Genomic DNA, 16,629 nt, shown 5'->3' with positions numbered 1-16,629 from the left:
GCAGACCGTCAAACTCACAAAAGAACCACTGGAGAGCCGGATGCGGGGAAACTCGCACGTCCGGTTCGGAGGGAGGCCGCGCGGAAAAGGGCCCTCATGGGCACCTCGCCGCGCGGCCGACCCTACCCAGGGAGAGGGGCTGCCGGTGGTCGGCTCGGAAGACTTGGAGGCGACCTCGGGGAGGGGTCTGCTGCTGATGTCGCAACTCGTGCACGACTGGGGAACCCGACCGATCACGGAAGGCGGAAAGATCGTATGGGCCACTTGCGCCCTCTGAGGGTCCAGGTTGAGCAGCACGTCCTGCGGTGGCGGACGTACCGGGGCCGCGCTACGGCGGAAATGTTCCTTAGCCTGTTGGCCGTGGCACTGGAGCCTCGGGGGTGGCGCCTCGTCCGGCTCTATCGCCCGCAGGGGTTCCCTGTGCCCCTCCTATGGGTCTATGCCGGCGGCCCCGACGATCACGTCGGGCTCGGGGTGGTCGTCCTGGCCGTTCCGGGCGGCGCATGGGGATACCACGACGCCGAGCGCGGGCGGCGCGGCTACCTGGCTCCCTGCGGCGACGCCAAAGCCGCTGCCGAACAGGTCGAAGACCTGCTCAAACACCGCATGTTCCCCGGCACCTGGTAGGCCGCGGGAGGGACGACCCCACGGAATGGGCTAGGAGAGTGTTCCTCATTCTCGGCGGTGCTGCACGGCCCCTGGCTGGGGAACTCGGGCCGCCACACGTCACCGTCCGCCCCGTCTCGCTGCCTCGCCCCGGGACAGCGAGGCGGGGCACGGCCGAGGTACGGGGCGGATGCACAGGGAGCGTCAAGAGGATCTGACCTCGCCCATTTGCAGTCAGGTCGGCATTCTTTGTGCAAATTCCGGCAGAGATGACCAGAAGGACGTCTGTTCCTCACCGTCGGGAGCGATCTCCACGCCGCCTCGTTGAAGCATCACCAGGGAGGTGAGCAGTACACCGCGCAGCAACTCTTGAGCAACGACGTGACGGGTGGAAAAATAATTCTTCACAAGGGCGCTCGTGAATTCACTAAACACAGACGGGTTGATGTCGTACATATCTTCGGCAACCGCCTCCAGCCCCGTTGGAAGCTCTAGAGTACGGGCGATCGCTTCCGCAAGGCTGACATACAGTTGCCCGACCCACAGTGATGGACTCCACACGGTCTCGTCGTCGATGTCGAAGATGTAACCCATTATGACCACTCCAGCATGATCTGTTCGTTTGGATACGCTTGACGCAACCTCTCGACTGCCGATTCTACCTCGGATCGAAATGAGGGATCGGCACCGGGACTGGTGAAGCGAAAACCGATGGGCGCCTGTTCGTAGTCGACCATGTACTGGCGCGCATCGAGATAAGATGAGAACTTCTTGTCAATGTGCTTGGCCACCCATCGTCCGATGTCGCCAGCGTTGGTCGCACTTTTCTCTTCCCACAGCACCCCGTCCTCGATACAGTCGATATCAGTGATCGTCCTACCGGGAACGGCCGGATCGTCGACGACGTAGTCTCTACACCCTTCCAACCGTGTGGGCTTGCTCGCTGCGCCCTCACCGGCACCGTCTCCCTCCGCATCCATACCACTGTCCCCGCCCTGGTCACCTTGAGCCTCTGGGGGCGCGGAATTCTCGCCAGTTTCTTCGGGAGAGGCTGCTGCCTTTTCGACGGATCGGCCGACTTCTGGGCCCGGCTGTGGCTTGTTTTCCTCGTCGGGACCTTGGCCTTCTGCGGGGGGCAGGGGGTCTGCTGGTTCGGCTGGCGGTTCGCCGCTGTCGTCGTCGGTGCCGCCGGGTGCCTCAGCGACTGGGGGCTGTGCTGCGGGCTCGCGCTCGTCGCCTCCCCCGTTCTCGCTCTGCGGTGGGGCTTCTCTGTCGCCATCGGCGGTCTGGGCGTCTTGAAAGATGGCTCGCAGTTGTTCTGCGTTTTGGAGTTGTGCTTCGCGGGCGCGGGCCAGGCTTTCCAGGCGGGAGAACGGCTTGGGAGGGGTTGCGTTGTCGGTGGAGAGGGGGTTTGGCTGCTGAGGTGCTTCGGGGTCGTCAGTCTTGTCGTCCACGCTGCTACCGCTGTCCTGGGGGCGCGGTTCCTTGTTGCGGTCGTCCTGGTCTTTCGCCCTCCGGCCTCGGGTAGACCGGTCCCGGGTCCACGGTTGTCTTTGACCCGCTCCCCCTCGTCCTCGCGCGGGTCCTCGGCCTTGGCTTGGCCGGGCTTCTCCGCTTCCGGGCCGCCGTTGCCGGCCTCAGCGGGGTCGGCTGTGTCATGGAGTTCTTCGGTCACCTGGGTGCCGACGTAGGTCTTGTCGGCCTCTGGATCCTTCTTGGTGCCCGACTTGGCTTCGACCGAGCGGTCCCCGAAGGCCTGCTGCTTGTCGCCGGTCGGGTCGGCCGGTGACTGGCCGCAAGTGCCCTGCGGGGGGACCTTGTCGGCGGTCTCGGGGCCTCTGCCCGGCCCACGGGGGTGATCCACGCCCACGCTCGCAATCCTTCGACAAGGGAAGGCGAAACGCCCGACCGGACGGCTCGCCGGGCGTGTCCGTGACGTGCGGGGCCTACGCCGAATCACACCGGCCTCTATATAACCGCGCGCATGGGGAGTTCGCACGTGCGCGATGCCGAGGCCGCAGCGCCCGCATGCGTTTGACGTTGCATCCCCGCTAAAAAGCCTCGATCCGATTCCATACCTTTGCAGGACAGGACGAAAACGGCGCGGGCGGACCGTTTTAGAGCCATACGGCTGTGCCTCGTCCCCAAAGACACAGCCCGGAGGAGTCGAACCGCCGGGCATACCCCGGCACGGGTCTCCGCGGACTGGGCTCGGGCCTTGGCCGCCAGGTGAGCGATCTCGTTGAAGGCTGGTCACGCGCAGCCAACGGGAGGCCGATGTCGTAACGCTCCGTCGTAGAGATCTTGCGGTGGCCGAGGCGTTCTTTGACGACCTGGAGGTCGGCGCCGCCGGCTAGGAGCCAGGAGGCGTGGGCGTGGCGGAGGTCGTCCATGCTGATCAACGGCCCTGGGCACACCTCGTCCAACAGGTGCTCCTTGTCCGCCTGCAGGAAGTCATGTGGGTTCTGTTTGCCTTAGTGGTGGGCGGCAAGCATCCCGTGATGCGAAAGGGAGCCCATGTGTCGACTGTCCAGTTGAGTTCGCAGGCCACTGAGGCGCCGCCGGCGAGGGCCACGGTCGCGGACACGCTTCGCATCGGCGCGTCGGTGTTCGTCCCGACGCTCGCCCGGGGCGTGCTTGCGCGCCGACCGCGCCTGGTGTCGCTGGCCGAGGCGATCCAGGCGGACCGGGGGGCGGGACGACTGCTGCAACGGCTGCGCGCACGGTACGGACCGGGGCCGCTGCGGCTCGCCGTCCCCGGGCGCTCGTTCGCTCTGCTCCTCTCGGCGCACGACGTCGAGCGCGTCCTGACCGGCTCGCCCGAGCCGTTCGCGATCGCCTCGAAGGAGAAGCGCGCCGCCGTCGGGCACTTCCAGCCGCACGGCGTGCTGGCGTCCCGCGGGGAGGAGCGCGCCGACCGCCGCCGGTTCAACGAGACCGTGCTCGACACGGCGCACCCGGTGCACCGGCATGCCGACGCGCTCCTTCGCAAGGTCCGTCAGGAGGCGGACGCGCTGGTGGACGCCGTCGCGCTCGCCGGGCGCCTGGACTGGGCGGACTTCCGGATGGCCTGGTGGCGGATGATCCGGCGCGTCGTCCTCGGGGACGCCGCCCGCGACGACTCCGAGGTCAGCGACCTGCTCACCACGCTGCGGATGAACTCCAACTGGGCCTTCGCGCACCCGAAGCGCGCCGGTGTACGGGCCGAGTTCCTCCGCCGGGTGCGCCGGTACCTCGCCGATCCCGAGCCGGGCAGTCTGGCCGGGCTCATGGCGGCCGCCCCGGCATCGGAGATCACCGACCCCGAGGACCAGGTGCCGCAGTGGCTCTTTGCCTACGAGTCCACGGCCCTGGCCGCCTTCCGCACGCTCGCGCTGCTGGCGTCCCACCCGGAGCACTTCGAGCAGGCCAGGCGCGAGGCCGGGACCGGCGACGACGACCTGCCGTACCTGCGGGCGTGCGTCCAGGAATCGGTGCGCCTGTGGCCCACCACCATGACGATCCTGCGCGACGCCACCCGGCCGACCGAGTGGGCGGGCCAGGCCCTGCCCGCCGGAACTGGGTTCCTCATCCATACGCCCTTCCTCCAGCGCGACGACGAGACGCTGCCCTACGCCGACGAGTTCCGGCCCGGCATCTGGCTGGACGGCACGGCGGAGCACGACTGGGCGGTCGTGCCGTTCAGCGGGGGGCCGGGAGAGTGCCCCGGACGGAACCTGTCGCTGCTGTCGGCGAGCCATTTCCTGGCCGCGCTGCTGCGCGCCTACGACCTGCGGCAGGACGCCGGCCTGCGCCCGTCCGCGGACCGGCCGCTGCCGCGCACGCTGAGCCCCTTCCGGCTGGGCTTCGACGCCCGGCCGCGCGACACCCGAGGAGGCGATGAGGGATGACCGGGCAGACCCGGCCCCTGGCTGTGGTGACCGGGGCGTCCAGCGGCATCGGACGCGAGCTCGCCGGGGAGTTCGCCCGCCACGGCCACGACGTGCTGATGGCGGCCGAGGACGCCGGGATCGTCGAGGCCGCCCGCGCGGTCGGCGACGCGACGCCCGTGCGGGTCGACCTCGCGACCTACGAGGGCGTCGAGGAGCTGTACGCGGCGGCGCGGGCCGCGGGACGGGCCCCGGCCGCGGTGGCGCTCAACGCGGGCGTCGGCGTCGCCGGCGGCTTCGCCCGCGACAACGACCTGGCCGCCGAACTCAACCTGGTCAGCCTCAACGTGACGTCCGCCGTCCATCTGGCCAGGCGCGTCCTGCCCGACATGATCGAGGCGGGCTCCGGCCGGCTGCTGGTCACCTCGTCGGTCGCCGCGACCGGGCCGGGTCCCTACCAGGCGACGTACGCGGCGTCCAAGGCTTTCCTGTACTCGTTCGCCCAGGCGCTCCGCCAGGAGCTGAGCGGTACGGGCGTGACCGTGACGGCGCTCCTGCCCGGCCCGACCGAGACCGAGTTCTTCACCCGGGCGGGCCTTGAGGACACCAAGCTCGGCCAGATGGACAAGGACGATCCCGCCCAGGTGGCACGGGAGGCGTTCGAAGCGCTCATGGCAGGCAAGGACCACGTCGTCGCGGGCTCGTTCAAGAACAGGATGCAGGTCGCCGTGTCCCGCGTCGTTCCCGATCCGCTCAAAGCCAAGGCGCACGGCAAGCTCACCAAGCCCGGATCCGCCGGCGATTAGCCCCAAGGCCGGGGCACGCGGGTCCGTCAAGATCGTCACCTCGGACGGCTTGAGTCGACAGATCCGCGGACACACGGCGGAATCACGTCATCGTCCCTGCCGACCTGAGGTCACCGCCAGCCAGATCGGGCGACGGGGACGGCGTCGGTGGACGGGCACTCGGGAAGATGGCCGAGGATCTCCGCCAGACGCTGCACGGCCAGGCGGCCGGCCCGCGCCTGGGGTGGGCCGCCCGCGGTCGGCTCGTGCACGGCGGGATTGATTACTTTCGCCGTTGGCGGGTGCCGTGCCGCCTGGAGCGCTTCTTCGAGGTCTTGATCCCTCCGGATCGGACGTCGATTCTGAGACCGGAGACGCTCCGTCCTGGGGTGGGGCGCGGGCGCAGCGTCCGGTACACCGCGCGCGTTGCGGCGGCGCCGAGAGCAGCGGTGCCGGCGGCGGTCCCGAAGGTGGCTGCGACGCGGGTTACCCGGCGCGGGAGCGGCGGTGCGGGCCTGCCGGAACGCCCGGCGTTCTCCGGTCGTCCCGGGTGGCCAGCCTGCCTGCGGGCGAGTTGGATGAGCTGGGCGATGTGCAGAGCTCGGCGTCCGGTTCCGGCGTCCTCGATCTGCGTCTTGCAGGAGAAGCCGTTGGCCACGATCGCCGTCGTCTGGTCGGCGTCGCGGACGGCGGGCAGGAGCGCCTGTTCACCGCAGTCCATCGAGATGTCGTACTTGCCGTTCTCGAAGCCCCAGGATCCGGCGAGGCCGCAGCAGCCGCCCTTGAGGTCGTCGGTGTCCAGGCCCATCTGTTCGAGGAGCTTGGTGTCGTTGTTCATGCCGCCGGTAGAGCGCTGGTGGCAGTGGCCCCACAGCAGTGCCTTGCCGCCTGGGGAGAGTTTCGGCGGTGTGATGTCGTAGTGGTCGAAGAACTCGGCGAAATGGTGGGAGTTGCGGGCGAGCCGGGCGGCGTCGTCGTCGTGTGGGAGGAGCTTGGTCAGCTCGTCTTTGAATACGGCGAGGCAACTGGGCTCCATCCCGACGACGGGCGTGCCGGCGCGGACGTGCGGGCGTAGCACGTCCAGCACGTTGTGCAGGTACCGTTCGGCCGTGTCGAGGAAGCCGTAGTCGTACAGGGGGCGGCCGCAGCACACATGCCCCTCCGGCAGGACGACCCGCCAGCCGGCGGCCTCGATCGCCTCGACGCACGCCACGCCCACGTCGGTGTGGAAGTGGTTGTTGAAGGTGTCGGGGAACAGCACGACCGGTCGCCCGTGCGGGTTGACGGTGCCGCCGCGCTCTTCGAACCACTGCTGCAGTGTCATCGGTGCGAAGCGGGGCAGGGGGCGGCGCCGGTCGATTCCGGCGACCAGTTTCGCCAGCTGCGCCAGGCCCGGCGTTTGCGTTGCGACGTTCGCGATCTCCGGCATCCGGGACGCCAGCCGGGCGGCCTGGTCGATGAATCCGAACGCATAGGCGTGACGGGGGCGCCACCGCCGCGCCGACTTGTAGTGGTGGTGCAGGAACTCGGCTTTGTAGGTCGGGATGTCGACGTTGACGGGGCAGTCGTTGGTGCAGCCCTTGCAGGCCAGGCAGAGGTCGAGGGCTTCGGCGACCTCCCTGGACTGCCAGCCGTCGGTGATCACCTCGCCCTGGAGCATCTCGAACAGCAGCCGGGCCCTGCCGCGGGTGCTGTGCTTCTCCTCGCGGGTGACCTGGTAGCTCGGGCACATGGTGTTCGTCGCCTGCGGGACGCGGCATTCACCGATGCCGACGCAGCGCAGGGCGGCGTGGGCGAAGTCGCCGCCGTCCTGCTCGTAGGCGAACTTCACCTTCGGGCGGGGCGGGTTGTGGTCGGTGCCGAGCCGCAGGTCCTCGTCCATCCGGTAGGCGTCGACGACCTTGCCGGGGTTCATCTTGCCGCCGGGGTCCCAGATCCGCTTGAACTCGCGCATCGCCCGCACCAGTTCGGGCCCGTACTGGCGTTCCAGCAGTTCGCCGCGCTGCTGGCCGTCGCCGTGCTCCCCCGACAGCGAGCCGCCGAACGACGCGACGAGGTCGGCGGCGTCGGTCATGAACGCCCGGTAGGTCGCCAGTCCCTCGGCAGTGCGCAGGTCGAAGCTCATCCGTGAGTGGATGCAGCCCTGCCCGAAGTGCCCGTACATGGCGCCGTCGATGCCGTGCCGGTTCATGACGCGCCGCAGCGCGGGGATGTAGTCGCCGATGCGGGACGGCGGGACGGCCGAGTCCTCCCAGCCGGGCCAGTGGTCCTCCCCCCGCGGGAACGCCGTCGCGCCCAGCCCCGCCTCGCGGATCGCCCACAGCCCGCCGCTGTGCCCGCCTTCCTGCGTGCTCCTGACGAGTTTCACCCGGTCCGGCGCGTATCCGCGCTCGTGTGTCAGCCAGCGGACGAACGCCTCGGCCGTCGCGACCGACTCCTCCGCGGTGTCGGCGCCGAACTGGACCAGCAGCCACGCGCCGCCCCCCTGCCGAGGGAGTTCCCCGATGTCGGAGACGTTCTTGTCCTGCAGCTGCTGGTTCTCGATGAGCCGGTGGTCGAGCGCCTCCAGCCCGACGGGCCGGAACCTGTCGATGATCTCTTCGCAGTCCTCGGCGGCGTCGGGCAGTTCCTCGTACGCGACGACGACGAGCGTGCGCTGGAGCAGCGCGGGCGTCAGGAGCAGGACCGCCTGGAGCACGGTGACGCACGTGCTCTCGGTGCCGGTGAGCGCGCGGGCGACGTTGAAGCCGTTCTCCGGGAGCAGCTCGTCCAGGTTGAAGCCCGACACGCGGCGCGGCATCCGCGCCACGGACGGGTATCCGGCGCGGATCGCGTCGGCGTACCGGTCGCGCAGGTCGCGCAGCGCCGCGTAGATCTCGCCCTTGCGGCCCCCGGCGGCGATGATCTCGTCGAGGTGCTCCTCCTCGTTCGTCCCCACCCAGAAGCGGTCGCCGCCGTAGGTGACGATCTCCATCGCCTTCAGGTTGTCGGAGGTGCGCGGGCCCGGGCCGTACAGGTGCGACTGCACCGAGTGGATCCCGCACGAGTTGTTGCCGATGTTGCCGCCGATGACGCAGCGCGAGTGGGAGGAGGGGTCGGGGCCGAACACCAGGTTCCACTTTCCGGTGTGCCGGTTCAGCTCCTCGTTGATCACCCCGGTCTCACAGGTGACGGTCCGAGCCTCGGGGTCCACCTCGCCGATCCCGGTCAGGTACTTGGAGTGGTCGATGACCACCGCGTAGTTGACGGTCTCCCCCGACAGGCTCGTCCCGCCGCCGCGGTTGAGGATCGGCGCACCGAAGTCGCGGCAGATCCGGTGCACCGCGACGACGTCGTCCGGCGTCTTGGGGACGACGACACCGATCGGCACCTGCCGGAAGTTCGACGCGTCGTTGGCGTACAGGGCGCGGGAGCCGTCGTCGAACCGCACTTCCCCCTCAACGGCCCTGGCGAGGGCCTTCGCGAGCCGCCCGACCTGGATCGTCGTCCGGCCGCGCGGCGGCCCCGGCGTCGAGGGGGCGCTCTTTTCCGGCACCTGCTGGGTCTTCGTGGCCATTCGCGCACTCCTCCGATCGCATCTTTACGGACGGGCCGGGTCACGTCGGTCAGCGGCGGCGGGCGCCGTGCACCCGGTACCGCTCGGCGTCCGCCCACCTCACCTCCAGGCCGAGGCCCGGACGGTCGGGGGCGGGGCGCAGCGAGCCGCCCGCCGGGCTGAGCGTCCCGTCGAAGACGATGTCCTCGACGCGGACGTGGTCGTGGAAGTACTCCAGGTGGCGGAGCCGCTCGACCGCGCAGAACGCGTGCGCCGACAACGCCGGGGCGCAGTGCGCGGACAGGTCGACGCGGTACGCCGCCGCGAGCCCGGCGACCTGCAGGACGCCCGTGACGCCCCCGCAGCGGGTCACGTCGGCCTGCAGGCAGTCGACCGCGCCGTCCAGCAGCCCGGTGAAGTCGCCGAGGACGTACCCGTACTCGCCGGCCGCGATCTCCAGCCGTCCCGGGCCCCGGTCGCGGAGCAGCCGCAGCCCGGCCGTGTCGTCGGAGCTCACCGGCTCCTCGAACCACCGCACGTCCCACTCCCCCGCCAGCCGGTGCGCCCAGTACAGGGCGTCCTTGCGGGTCAGCGCGCCGTTGGCGTCGGCGAACAGCTCGCCTTCCGGCCCGATCGCCTCCCGGACGGCCGCGAGCCGCTCGGGGTCGCGTCCGGGCTCGCGGGAGATCTTCAGCTTCACCCGGGGGACGCCGCGCTCCACCCAGTCGCCGAGCTGGCGGGCGAGCCGGTCGAGCGGATAGTTCGTGAAGCCGCCGCTGCCGTAGACCGGGACCTCGTCGTGGAACGCCGGCAGCACCCGGTACAGCGGCAGGCCGAGCAGCCGCGCCTTCACGTCCCACAGCGCCGCGTCCACCGCCGACACCGCCATGGCGCCGGGGCCGGGGCGCCCCACGTTGCGTATCGCCGCGAACATGGCGTGCCACGCGGCGGCGGGCGCGAGCGCATCGGAGCCCCGGACGACCGGGGCGAGCTTGGACTCGATGAAGGGCGCGAGCGAGACGTCGCCGTAGGTGTAGCCGATGCCGGTCCGCCCGCCCGCGTCCGCCTCGACGAGCACCATCGTGGTCGAGTCCCAGCGCAGCGTGCCGTCCTCCTCGACCCCGTCCGGACCGTCCGTCGGCACGGTGAACGCGTGCACCCGCACGCCCGTCACGGGGACGGCGTCGCCTCCGGCCGCCCCGTCCGCCCCGGCCATTCACGCCTCCTTCGCTCGGCGACGCGCGTCTTACTACCTCTGGCGGAAGCTCTGAAACGGCGGCGCGCGACCCCCGCCGGATTGTTTGGTCGCCCGCTTCCCGGGGACCCGGGGGGTTGACACGGACACCGAGTCGTCGACGACCACCGGGAGAGTTGAGGATCATGGCCCAGCAAGTAGCCGACTACGTCCTCCAGCGCCTCACGGAGTGGGGCATCGAGCGCGTCTACGGATATCCGGGTGACGGCATCAACGGGATGCTGGGCGCCTTCGACCGCGCCGAGGGGAATCCGGAGTTCATCCAGACGCGCCACGAGGAGATGGCGGCGTTCATGGCCTGCGGGCACGCCAAGTTCACCGGCGAGGTCGGGGTCTGCGTGGCGACGTCCGGTCCGGGTGCGATCCACCTGCTGAACGGCCTGTACGACGCGAAGCTGGACCACCAGCCGGTCGTCGCGATCGTCGGGCAGCAGAAGCGGCTCGCGCAGGGCACCCACTACCAGCAGGAAGTGAACCTCGAGGACCTGTTCTCCGACGTCTCGGAGTACTGCCAGATCGTCATGCACCCCGGGCAGATGCGGCACGTGATCGACCGGGCGTTCAAGACGGCGCTGACCACCCGGAGCGTCGCGACGATCGTCATTCCGGAGGACGTCCAGGAGCAGGAGGCGATGCCGTCGCCGCCGAAGGAGCACGGCTCGGTGTACTCCAGCGTCGGCTGGAGCCGGCCCCGTGTCCTGCCGAACCGGGAGGAGCTGCGCAAGGCCGCCGACATCCTCAACGAGGGCGAGAAGGTCGCGATGCTCATCGGGCAGGGCGCGGCCCAAGCCCGCGAGGAGGTCGTCGAGGTCGCCGAACTGCTCGGCGCCGGGGTGGCCAAGGCGCTGCTCGGCCGCGAAGTGCTGCCGGACGACCTGCCGTTCGTCACCGGCCCCGTCGGGCTGCTCGGCTCGAAGGCCAGCGACGAGATGATCATGAACTGCGACACCCTCTTCATGATCGGCAGCAGCTTCCCGTACGCGGAATGGCTGCCGGACGAGGGCAGCTGCCGCGGCGTCGAGATCGACATCGACGGCCGCATGATCGGCATCCGGTACCCGATGGACGCGCACGTCGTCGGCGACGCCAAGGAGACCCTCCGGGAGCTGATACCGCTGCTGCGCCGCAAACAGGACCGGTCCTGGCGCGAGCAGATCGAGGAGAACGTCCGCGCCTGGGACACGGTGATGGAGAAGCGGGCCGGGCAGACGTTCGACGGGAAGATCAACCCGCAGGCGGTGGCCCACGAACTGTCGCCGCTGCTGCCCGATGGGTCCATCCTCACCGCCGACTCCGGTTCGGGAACCAACTGGTGGGCCCGGCACCTCAAGATCCGCGAGGGCATGAAGGCGTCGCTGTCGGGGACGCTCGCGACGATGGGGCCGGGCGTCCCGTACGCGATCGCCGCGCGGTTCGCCTTCCCGGACCGTCCGGTCATCGCCTTCGTCGGGGACGGTGCGTTCCAGATGAACGGCATGAACGAGATGCTCACGGTGAAGCGGTACGCCGACCGGATGGGCGGCTCGCCGCCGCTGGTCTTCTGCATCTTCAACAACCAGGACCTCAACCAGGTCACCTGGGAGCAGCGGGCGATGGGCGGCGACCCGAAGTACGAGGGCTCGCAGTCCATCCCGGACTTCCCGTACGCGAAGTACGCCGAACTGTGCGGCCTGAAGGGCATCTACTGCGACGACCCCAAGAAGGTCACCAAGGCGTGGCAGGACGCTCTCGCCAGCGATCGGCCGGTCGTGCTGGAATTCGTGGTGGACAACGAGATCGCGCCGATCCCGCCGCACATCATGAAGGAGCAGGCCAAGAAGACCGTGAAGGCCGGCGTCAAGGACCCGCAGAAGGTCGGCATCGCCGAGCGCGGCTTCCGGCAGAAGCTCACGGAGGTGTACGAGAACCTTCCCGGCCGCAAGCACGACTGACTGATCGCCCGCCGTCACGTCACGAAGGAGGGAGGTTCGGGGATGCCGGATCGCCTTCACAGCGAGCGATCCCCGGAGCCGGTGATCTGGTGGCCGCGGCGCTCCCCGTGAGGGCATGCGGAGTCCCTGGCGCAGATGCCCATGGGGCCATCTCGGAAAGTCGGCACATCTCACACCAGGCGCAGCGCCCGCGTGGGTCTGAAGACCGCCGTCATCGACAACAGTGCCGCGTTCGGGTTCTCGATCATGATCACTTCGTCCTTCGGCGCGCTCGACAAGCTGGCGGGGTCCCCGTCGCTGGTTGACATCCTCGGGTTCGCGATGGGCGCCGCAGCGGCGTTCACCGTGCTCCAGGCCGTGACCACCAGGGGATTCCGGCGCAGCCCGGGTGCGGGCCCACGCGAGGTCGACCTGCTCGGCACGGCGTTCGGCATCCTGTCCGTGGCCCTCGGCCTCGGCGCGGCCGTCGTAGCCGGCCTGCTCCTTCCCGCCGGAGCGGCGTGGGCGGCGGGGGCCTTCCTGGCCGCCATGGCCTTCATGCTCGGTCAGGCTCTGCTGCTCATGCTCGCGGCCCGTCTCGAACGCCTGCGGGGTGACCCCGAGGCGGACGCCGAGAGGGGATGACGCTCGCTGACCCGCGGAGAAACCGGCCGGTGACCGCGGGTGCGAGCCGTCCCGCGGCTGTGGCAAGCCGATTCTCCCGGCACCGCTTACCTCCGTGGCCCTCGGGTATCCGGTGCTCCGGGACGCAGCGGGGCGATTTCCTTCAGGCGCTGTACCACCTCGCGCTGATCGTCGCCGCATGCCGGCTGCGTGATGCCGAGGCGGGCGGGCGGGACCGTGCACAGCAAGCGAAAGGCCGAGGAGGCCACAGATGGCGCATGAAGCAAACGGGAAGGTCGCGGTCGTGACGGGCGGCACGGCCGGTGTCGGGCGGGCGGCCGTCCAGGAACTCGCCGGGCGTGGATACGACGTCGCGGTGCTGGCCCGCGGCGAGGCCGGGCTGGAGGCGGCGGCCGCGGACGTGCGCGCGGCGGGGGGCCGCGCGCTGCCGTTGACGGCCGACGTCGCCGACGAGGAGGCCGTCCGGCGGGCCGCCGACCGGACGGAAACGGAACTCGGGGCCATCGACGTCTGGGTCAACGCGGCGTTCTGCGGAGCGCTGGCGTTCTCCTGGGACACCGGCATGGACGAGTGGCGGCGGATCAACGACGTCACCTACCTCGGGCAGGTCCACGGGACGCTCGCCGCGCTGGAGCGGATGCGGCCCCGGGACCGCGGCGTGATCGTCAACGTGGGCTCGGCGATGGCCTACCGCTCGATCCCGCTGCAGGCGCCGTACTGCGCCGCCAAGCACGCCGTGAAGGGCTTCACCGAATCGGTGATGACCGAGCTCGCCCACGACAAGAGCAAGGTGAAGCTGTGCATGGTCCAGCTTCCGGGGCTGAACACGCCGCAGTTCAACTGGAACCTGAACAAGCTCGGCCGCCACCCGATGCCGGTGCCGCCGATCTTCCAGCCCGAACTCGCCGGCCGCGCCATCGCGCACCTGGCCGAGCACCCCCGCCGCAACATGTGGGTGGGCCTGTCCACCGCGTACACCATCCTCGGCGCACGCCTCGCCCCCAAGCTCATGGACCTGTACCTGGGCCGGTCCGGCGTCAGGGCGCAGCAGACCGACGAGGACGCGCCGCGGCTGGGCCCGAACCTGTTCCGTCCGGGCGACGATGCCGAGGACCAGGGCGCCCACGGCCCGTTCGACGACCGGGCGCACGCGCGGGACCCGCTGCTGGAACTGTCGCTCCGGCGTTCCGCCGCGCTCGGGATCGCCGCCACCGTACTCGGCGGCGCGGCCGTCGCGGTGCTGAGCCGTCGCTGACGACCGCGTCACCCCCAGGTGCTCCCCCAGAGAGTGGCGGCGGGCCCGGCTGGACGGGACTGGCAATAGTGAGCACGGGACCGTCGAGGGCCGGTGGGTGGAAGTTAGTCATGAGCACCGTCGTGAGGCATGATCTCCTACTGAACGTAGGAGGATGTGGAGATCGGGGGGAGGTGCCGGTGTGCAACCGCATGTAGCGGTACTCGTACTTCTGGGGTTGCTGGCGGCCGTGGTCGCAGCCGCCTACGCGTTGTCGTTCGCCTACGCGCCACCGGGGGCGCCGGGAACCGGACCGTACCTGTCGGGCGCTCGCCCCCAAGAGCACGCACTATCGCGCTATCACGTGCGCTGGTACGTCGTGACGATGGTGTTCCTGGCCTTCGACATGGAGATGATCTTCATGTATCCGTGGGCGGTGGTGGTCGCCTCGGTGGGGACGAAGGCCGTCGTCGAGATGTTCGTGTTCCTCGCGCTCCTGATCGTCGGCGTCGTCTACGCGTGGCGCGAAGGGGCGTTCCGATGGGCCTGACGGCACGGCTCCTCCGCTTCGCCCACGCGCATCCCCGCGCCTTCGTCGTCACGGCCCCCGGAGCGACACGGACCAGGCTGCTCGTCGAGGCCGAGCTGCGTCGGCGGAACGGACGCATGGTCACGTCACCGGCAGGGGCGGCGACACTCATCATGTGCGGGCGGCCGGGCCCCGGCCTGGCGGCGGCGGTGGACACGATCTGGGCGGACATGCCGGGCCCGAGGTCTCTCGTCAGGCTGGACGAGTCGGCATCGGCCGAGCGGGTCGCCGCGGAACTCGATCGGGCGGCCGGGGAGCTGGCGGACACCGCCGCGCAGCGCGCGGACGCCGAGGCCCGCCGGGAACGCGGACCGTGGTCTCCCGGCGGTGGTACCGACGGGATGGATGAGCACGGCGATCGAACGTCCGGCCACGAGCATCATCACGCGCCCGAGTCGGACGAGGACGGCGACCACGAGGCGATGGGCCATGAGGACGAGGACCACGACGGCGAGCACATGGAGCATGGCGGTCACGGCGGCCACGGCGGCGGGCACGGTGGGCATGAGCATCACATGGGGGCGCCGATGGGGCTGGCCATGGCCGAGCGAGCGGCGGACAGGGACGGCTTGAAGCTCGACGTGCTGCATGTCCCTCTCGGTCCGGCTCTTCGCGACTGGCCTGCCGGTCTTGTACTCCACCTGACTCTGCAGGGCGACGTCGCCCAGGTCGTGGAAGTCGCTGTGCTGGGCGGTCGAGCGGAGGGGCCGTCCTTCTGGGACGAGCCGTGGCTGCGGTCTGCCGCGGGCGAGCGGGTGACCACCGCGGACGCTGAACGGCGCCGGGCCGCGAGCCACCTCGACAGCGTGGGCCGGCTGCTGGCCGTCGCGGGCTGGGAGGGCGCTGCGGACCGGGCCCGGGAACTGCGCGATGAGATCATCGCGGGCGCGCCCGGGAGCGAGGTGGCGCCTCGGGTCGCCGAGCTCACGCGCCGCACCGGCAAGTCGAGAACGCTGCGCTGGATGCTCAGCGACGTCGGCGTCGTCGACCGGGAGATGGCCGGCCGGCACGGTCTGACCGGACCGTCCGCCCGGCACCTCGGTGACGCGTTCGCCCGGCTGACCGGCTGGCTCGACGAGATCGGCCAAGCCCTGGGACGCCTGGACGATCACGCACCCCTGCTGGGGAGCGACGGCCCGCGCGGTCCCGTGGCGGACCGGCCGAGCGCGGCGGTTCTCGCCATGCTCCCCGAGCTGCTGGACGGCGCGGAGTTGGCGGCGGCGAGACTGACGGTCGCAAGCCTGGATCCAGACCTCGACCAGGTCGTAGCACCGGTGGCGGGGGTCTCCGGTGAGTGAGCCGACGCCCGTCTGGGCCGTTGTGGCGCTCCCCCTCGCCCTCGCCGCTCTGACGTATTCGGCCGCGGCGATGGATGCGGGGTTCCGCGCCGGGAGTGGTCTGGTCGCCCCGCTCAGGGAGGGCGTCCGGCTCATCGTCCAGCAGCGGCGGCGCACGCTCGCACCGGACGTCCTGCTCGTGCGAATCGGCGTCATCAGCCTTCCGGCGGCGGCGCTGCTCGCGGCGACCGTGATTCCGCTCGGCGGCACGAGCGTGTGGGGCCTGTCGGTGGGCGTGGTCTGGTTCAACGCGATGGAGGTCGTGGCCTGGGCCTCGCTGTGGTTGACCGGGTGGGGCGTCAACTCGGCGTTCCCGCTGGTCGGCGGCTACCGCTTCCTGGCTCAGGGCCTGGCATACGAGTTGCCGCACATGTTCGCTCTGATCACCGCGGGCCTGGGGGCGGGTTCGCTCGACTTCGGTGCGGTGGCGGCCGCGCAGGACGACCTCTGGTTCGTCGTCTGGATGCCGGTCGCGTTCGCGGTCTACCTGCTGTCAGCGCTCGGGATGACCTTCTGGGGGCCGCTGGGCCATCCGGTGGCGGACGATCTGGCGGGCGGGGTCGCGGCCGAGCTGTCCGGTCCGGACAGGCTGCTGTTCTTCGCCGGCCGGTTCGCGTTGCTGACCGTCGCGGCGGCGGCCGCCGTCCCGCTGTTCCTGGGCGGCGGTGCCGGACCGTGGCTCCCGGAATGGGCGTGGACGCTGATCAAGACGTACGCGGTGCTGGCGGTGCTGGTCTGGGTCCGGCAGCGGTTCCCGGTGATCCGGATGGACCGCTTCATGACCGCCGCCTGGATGGTCCTGATCCCGGCCACGCTGCTGCAGACCCTGGTCGTCGGCATCGTGGTCGTGAACTGAGGGAGGTG

At 70.4% G+C, this 16,629-nt stretch carries 15 protein-coding genes; 9 read left to right on the top strand and 6 right to left on the bottom strand.

The window, feature by feature from the left end; translation table 11 throughout:
- The first annotated feature begins 360 nt into the window (after nucleotides 1-360).
- Nucleotides 361-627 carry a hypothetical protein gene (locus E1289_RS23405; protein ID WP_131983642.1) on the top strand — a complete coding sequence of 89 codons (267 nt, stop codon included), beginning with the start codon at nucleotides 361-363 and terminating at the stop codon, nucleotides 625-627.
- A gap of 213 nt (nucleotides 628-840) precedes the next feature.
- On the opposite strand, the gene E1289_RS23400 is transcribed toward E1289_RS23405, so the two are convergent.
- From E1289_RS23400 to E1289_RS23390, 3 genes are all read right to left on the bottom strand, one after another.
- Nucleotides 841-1,200, bottom strand: a complete 360-nt coding sequence (locus tag E1289_RS23400) for a DUF6086 family protein (protein ID WP_131983640.1) — start codon at nucleotides 1,198-1,200, stop codon at nucleotides 841-843.
- Entirely contained in the window at nucleotides 1,200-2,060 is an 861-nt protein-coding gene (locus E1289_RS23395; RefSeq protein WP_131983638.1) for a hypothetical protein, read from the bottom strand. Before E1289_RS23395 ends, E1289_RS23400 begins: the two co-directional genes overlap by 1 nt.
- Before the next feature lie 663 nt (nucleotides 2,061-2,723).
- Nucleotides 2,724-2,999, bottom strand: coding sequence for a tyrosine-type recombinase/integrase (locus E1289_RS23390; protein ID WP_131983648.1), 276 nt, complete (start codon nucleotides 2,997-2,999; stop codon nucleotides 2,724-2,726).
- A 126-nt stretch (nucleotides 3,000-3,125) separates the two neighbouring features.
- On the opposite strand from E1289_RS23390, the gene E1289_RS23385 reads away from it, so the two are divergent.
- The gene (locus E1289_RS23385; RefSeq protein WP_207929104.1) at nucleotides 3,126-4,496 is read left to right on the top strand and encodes a cytochrome P450; all 1,371 of its coding nucleotides are present in this window, start codon (nucleotides 3,126-3,128) and stop codon (nucleotides 4,494-4,496) included.
- Nucleotides 4,493-5,281: an SDR family NAD(P)-dependent oxidoreductase gene (locus E1289_RS23380; protein ID WP_131983634.1), complete on the top strand. Its 789-nt coding sequence runs from the start codon at nucleotides 4,493-4,495 to the stop codon at nucleotides 5,279-5,281. Before E1289_RS23385 ends, E1289_RS23380 begins: the two co-directional genes overlap by 4 nt.
- Before the next feature lie 110 nt (nucleotides 5,282-5,391).
- Here E1289_RS23380 and E1289_RS38330 read toward each other — a convergent pair whose 3' ends face one another.
- From E1289_RS38330 to E1289_RS23370, 3 genes are read right to left on the bottom strand one after another with little or no spacing between them, the layout of a single operon-like run.
- Nucleotides 5,392-5,532: a hypothetical protein gene (locus E1289_RS38330; protein ID WP_165970584.1), complete on the bottom strand. Its 141-nt coding sequence runs from the start codon at nucleotides 5,530-5,532 to the stop codon at nucleotides 5,392-5,394.
- Between the two features lie 11 nt (nucleotides 5,533-5,543).
- Nucleotides 5,544-8,816 carry an FAD-binding and (Fe-S)-binding domain-containing protein gene (locus E1289_RS23375; protein ID WP_131983632.1) on the bottom strand — a complete coding sequence of 1,091 codons (3,273 nt, stop codon included), beginning with the start codon at nucleotides 8,814-8,816 and terminating at the stop codon, nucleotides 5,544-5,546.
- A 49-nt stretch (nucleotides 8,817-8,865) separates the two neighbouring features.
- The gene (locus tag E1289_RS23370) at nucleotides 8,866-10,011 is read right to left on the bottom strand and encodes an enolase C-terminal domain-like protein (protein WP_131983630.1); all 1,146 of its coding nucleotides are present in this window, start codon (nucleotides 10,009-10,011) and stop codon (nucleotides 8,866-8,868) included.
- Between the two features lie 164 nt (nucleotides 10,012-10,175).
- Between E1289_RS23370 and E1289_RS23365 the strand changes: the two genes are divergently transcribed.
- The 6 genes from E1289_RS23365 (at nucleotide 10,176) to E1289_RS23340 (ending at nucleotide 16,621) form a co-directional block, all read left to right on the top strand.
- Complete coding sequence (locus tag E1289_RS23365; protein ID WP_131983628.1) at nucleotides 10,176-11,981, top strand: thiamine pyrophosphate-requiring protein; 1,806 nt, start codon at nucleotides 10,176-10,178, stop codon at nucleotides 11,979-11,981.
- Between the two features lie 192 nt (nucleotides 11,982-12,173).
- Nucleotides 12,174-12,605 carry a hypothetical protein gene (locus E1289_RS23360; protein WP_131983626.1) on the top strand — a complete coding sequence of 144 codons (432 nt, stop codon included), beginning with the start codon at nucleotides 12,174-12,176 and terminating at the stop codon, nucleotides 12,603-12,605.
- Nucleotides 12,606-12,855: 250 nt separating this feature from the next.
- On the top strand, nucleotides 12,856-13,860 hold the full coding sequence (locus E1289_RS23355) for an SDR family oxidoreductase (RefSeq protein WP_131983624.1): 1,005 nt from the start codon (nucleotides 12,856-12,858) through the stop codon (nucleotides 13,858-13,860).
- Between the two features lie 181 nt (nucleotides 13,861-14,041).
- Nucleotides 14,042-14,389, top strand: a complete 348-nt coding sequence (locus tag E1289_RS23350; protein WP_243713091.1) for an NADH-quinone oxidoreductase subunit A — start codon at nucleotides 14,042-14,044, stop codon at nucleotides 14,387-14,389.
- Nucleotides 14,380-15,726, top strand: a complete 1,347-nt coding sequence (locus tag E1289_RS23345) for a hypothetical protein (RefSeq protein WP_131983620.1) — start codon at nucleotides 14,380-14,382, stop codon at nucleotides 15,724-15,726. Before E1289_RS23350 ends, E1289_RS23345 begins: the two co-directional genes overlap by 10 nt.
- Nucleotides 15,719-16,621 carry an NADH-quinone oxidoreductase subunit H gene (locus E1289_RS23340; protein ID WP_131983618.1) on the top strand — a complete coding sequence of 301 codons (903 nt, stop codon included), beginning with the start codon at nucleotides 15,719-15,721 and terminating at the stop codon, nucleotides 16,619-16,621. The genes E1289_RS23345 and E1289_RS23340 overlap by 8 nt, the downstream gene beginning before the upstream one ends.
- The last annotated feature ends 8 nt before the right edge of the window (nucleotides 16,622-16,629 follow it).

This window comes from Actinomadura sp. 6K520, assembly GCF_004349245.1.
In the GTDB taxonomy this organism is placed as follows: Bacteria; Actinomycetota; Actinomycetes; order Streptosporangiales; family Streptosporangiaceae; genus Spirillospora.
The sequence above is the reverse complement of the archived record's forward strand: the minus strand, read 5'-3'. Positions and strand labels throughout refer to the sequence as shown.

Bases quoted from the DNA above. Each gene is read 5' to 3' on its own strand.
- E1289_RS23400 (WP_131983640.1), bottom strand. From the start codon at position 1,200: ATGGGTTACATCTTCGACATCGACGACGAGACCGTGTGGAGTCCATCA.
- E1289_RS23390 (WP_131983648.1), bottom strand. From the start codon at position 2,999: ATGGACGACCTCCGCCACGCCCACGCCTCCTGGCTCCTAGCCGGCGGC.
- E1289_RS23380 (WP_131983634.1), top strand. From the start codon at position 4,493: ATGACCGGGCAGACCCGGCCCCTGGCTGTGGTGACCGGGGCGTCCAGC.
- E1289_RS23375 (WP_131983632.1), bottom strand. From the start codon at position 8,816: ATGGCCACGAAGACCCAGCAGGTGCCGGAAAAGAGCGCCCCCTCGACG.
- E1289_RS23370 (WP_131983630.1), bottom strand. From the start codon at position 10,011: ATGGCCGGGGCGGACGGGGCGGCCGGAGGCGACGCCGTCCCCGTGACG.
- E1289_RS23365 (WP_131983628.1), top strand. From the start codon at position 10,176: ATGGCCCAGCAAGTAGCCGACTACGTCCTCCAGCGCCTCACGGAGTGG.
- E1289_RS23355 (WP_131983624.1), top strand. From the start codon at position 12,856: ATGGCGCATGAAGCAAACGGGAAGGTCGCGGTCGTGACGGGCGGCACG.
- E1289_RS23345 (WP_131983620.1), top strand. From the start codon at position 14,380: ATGGGCCTGACGGCACGGCTCCTCCGCTTCGCCCACGCGCATCCCCGC.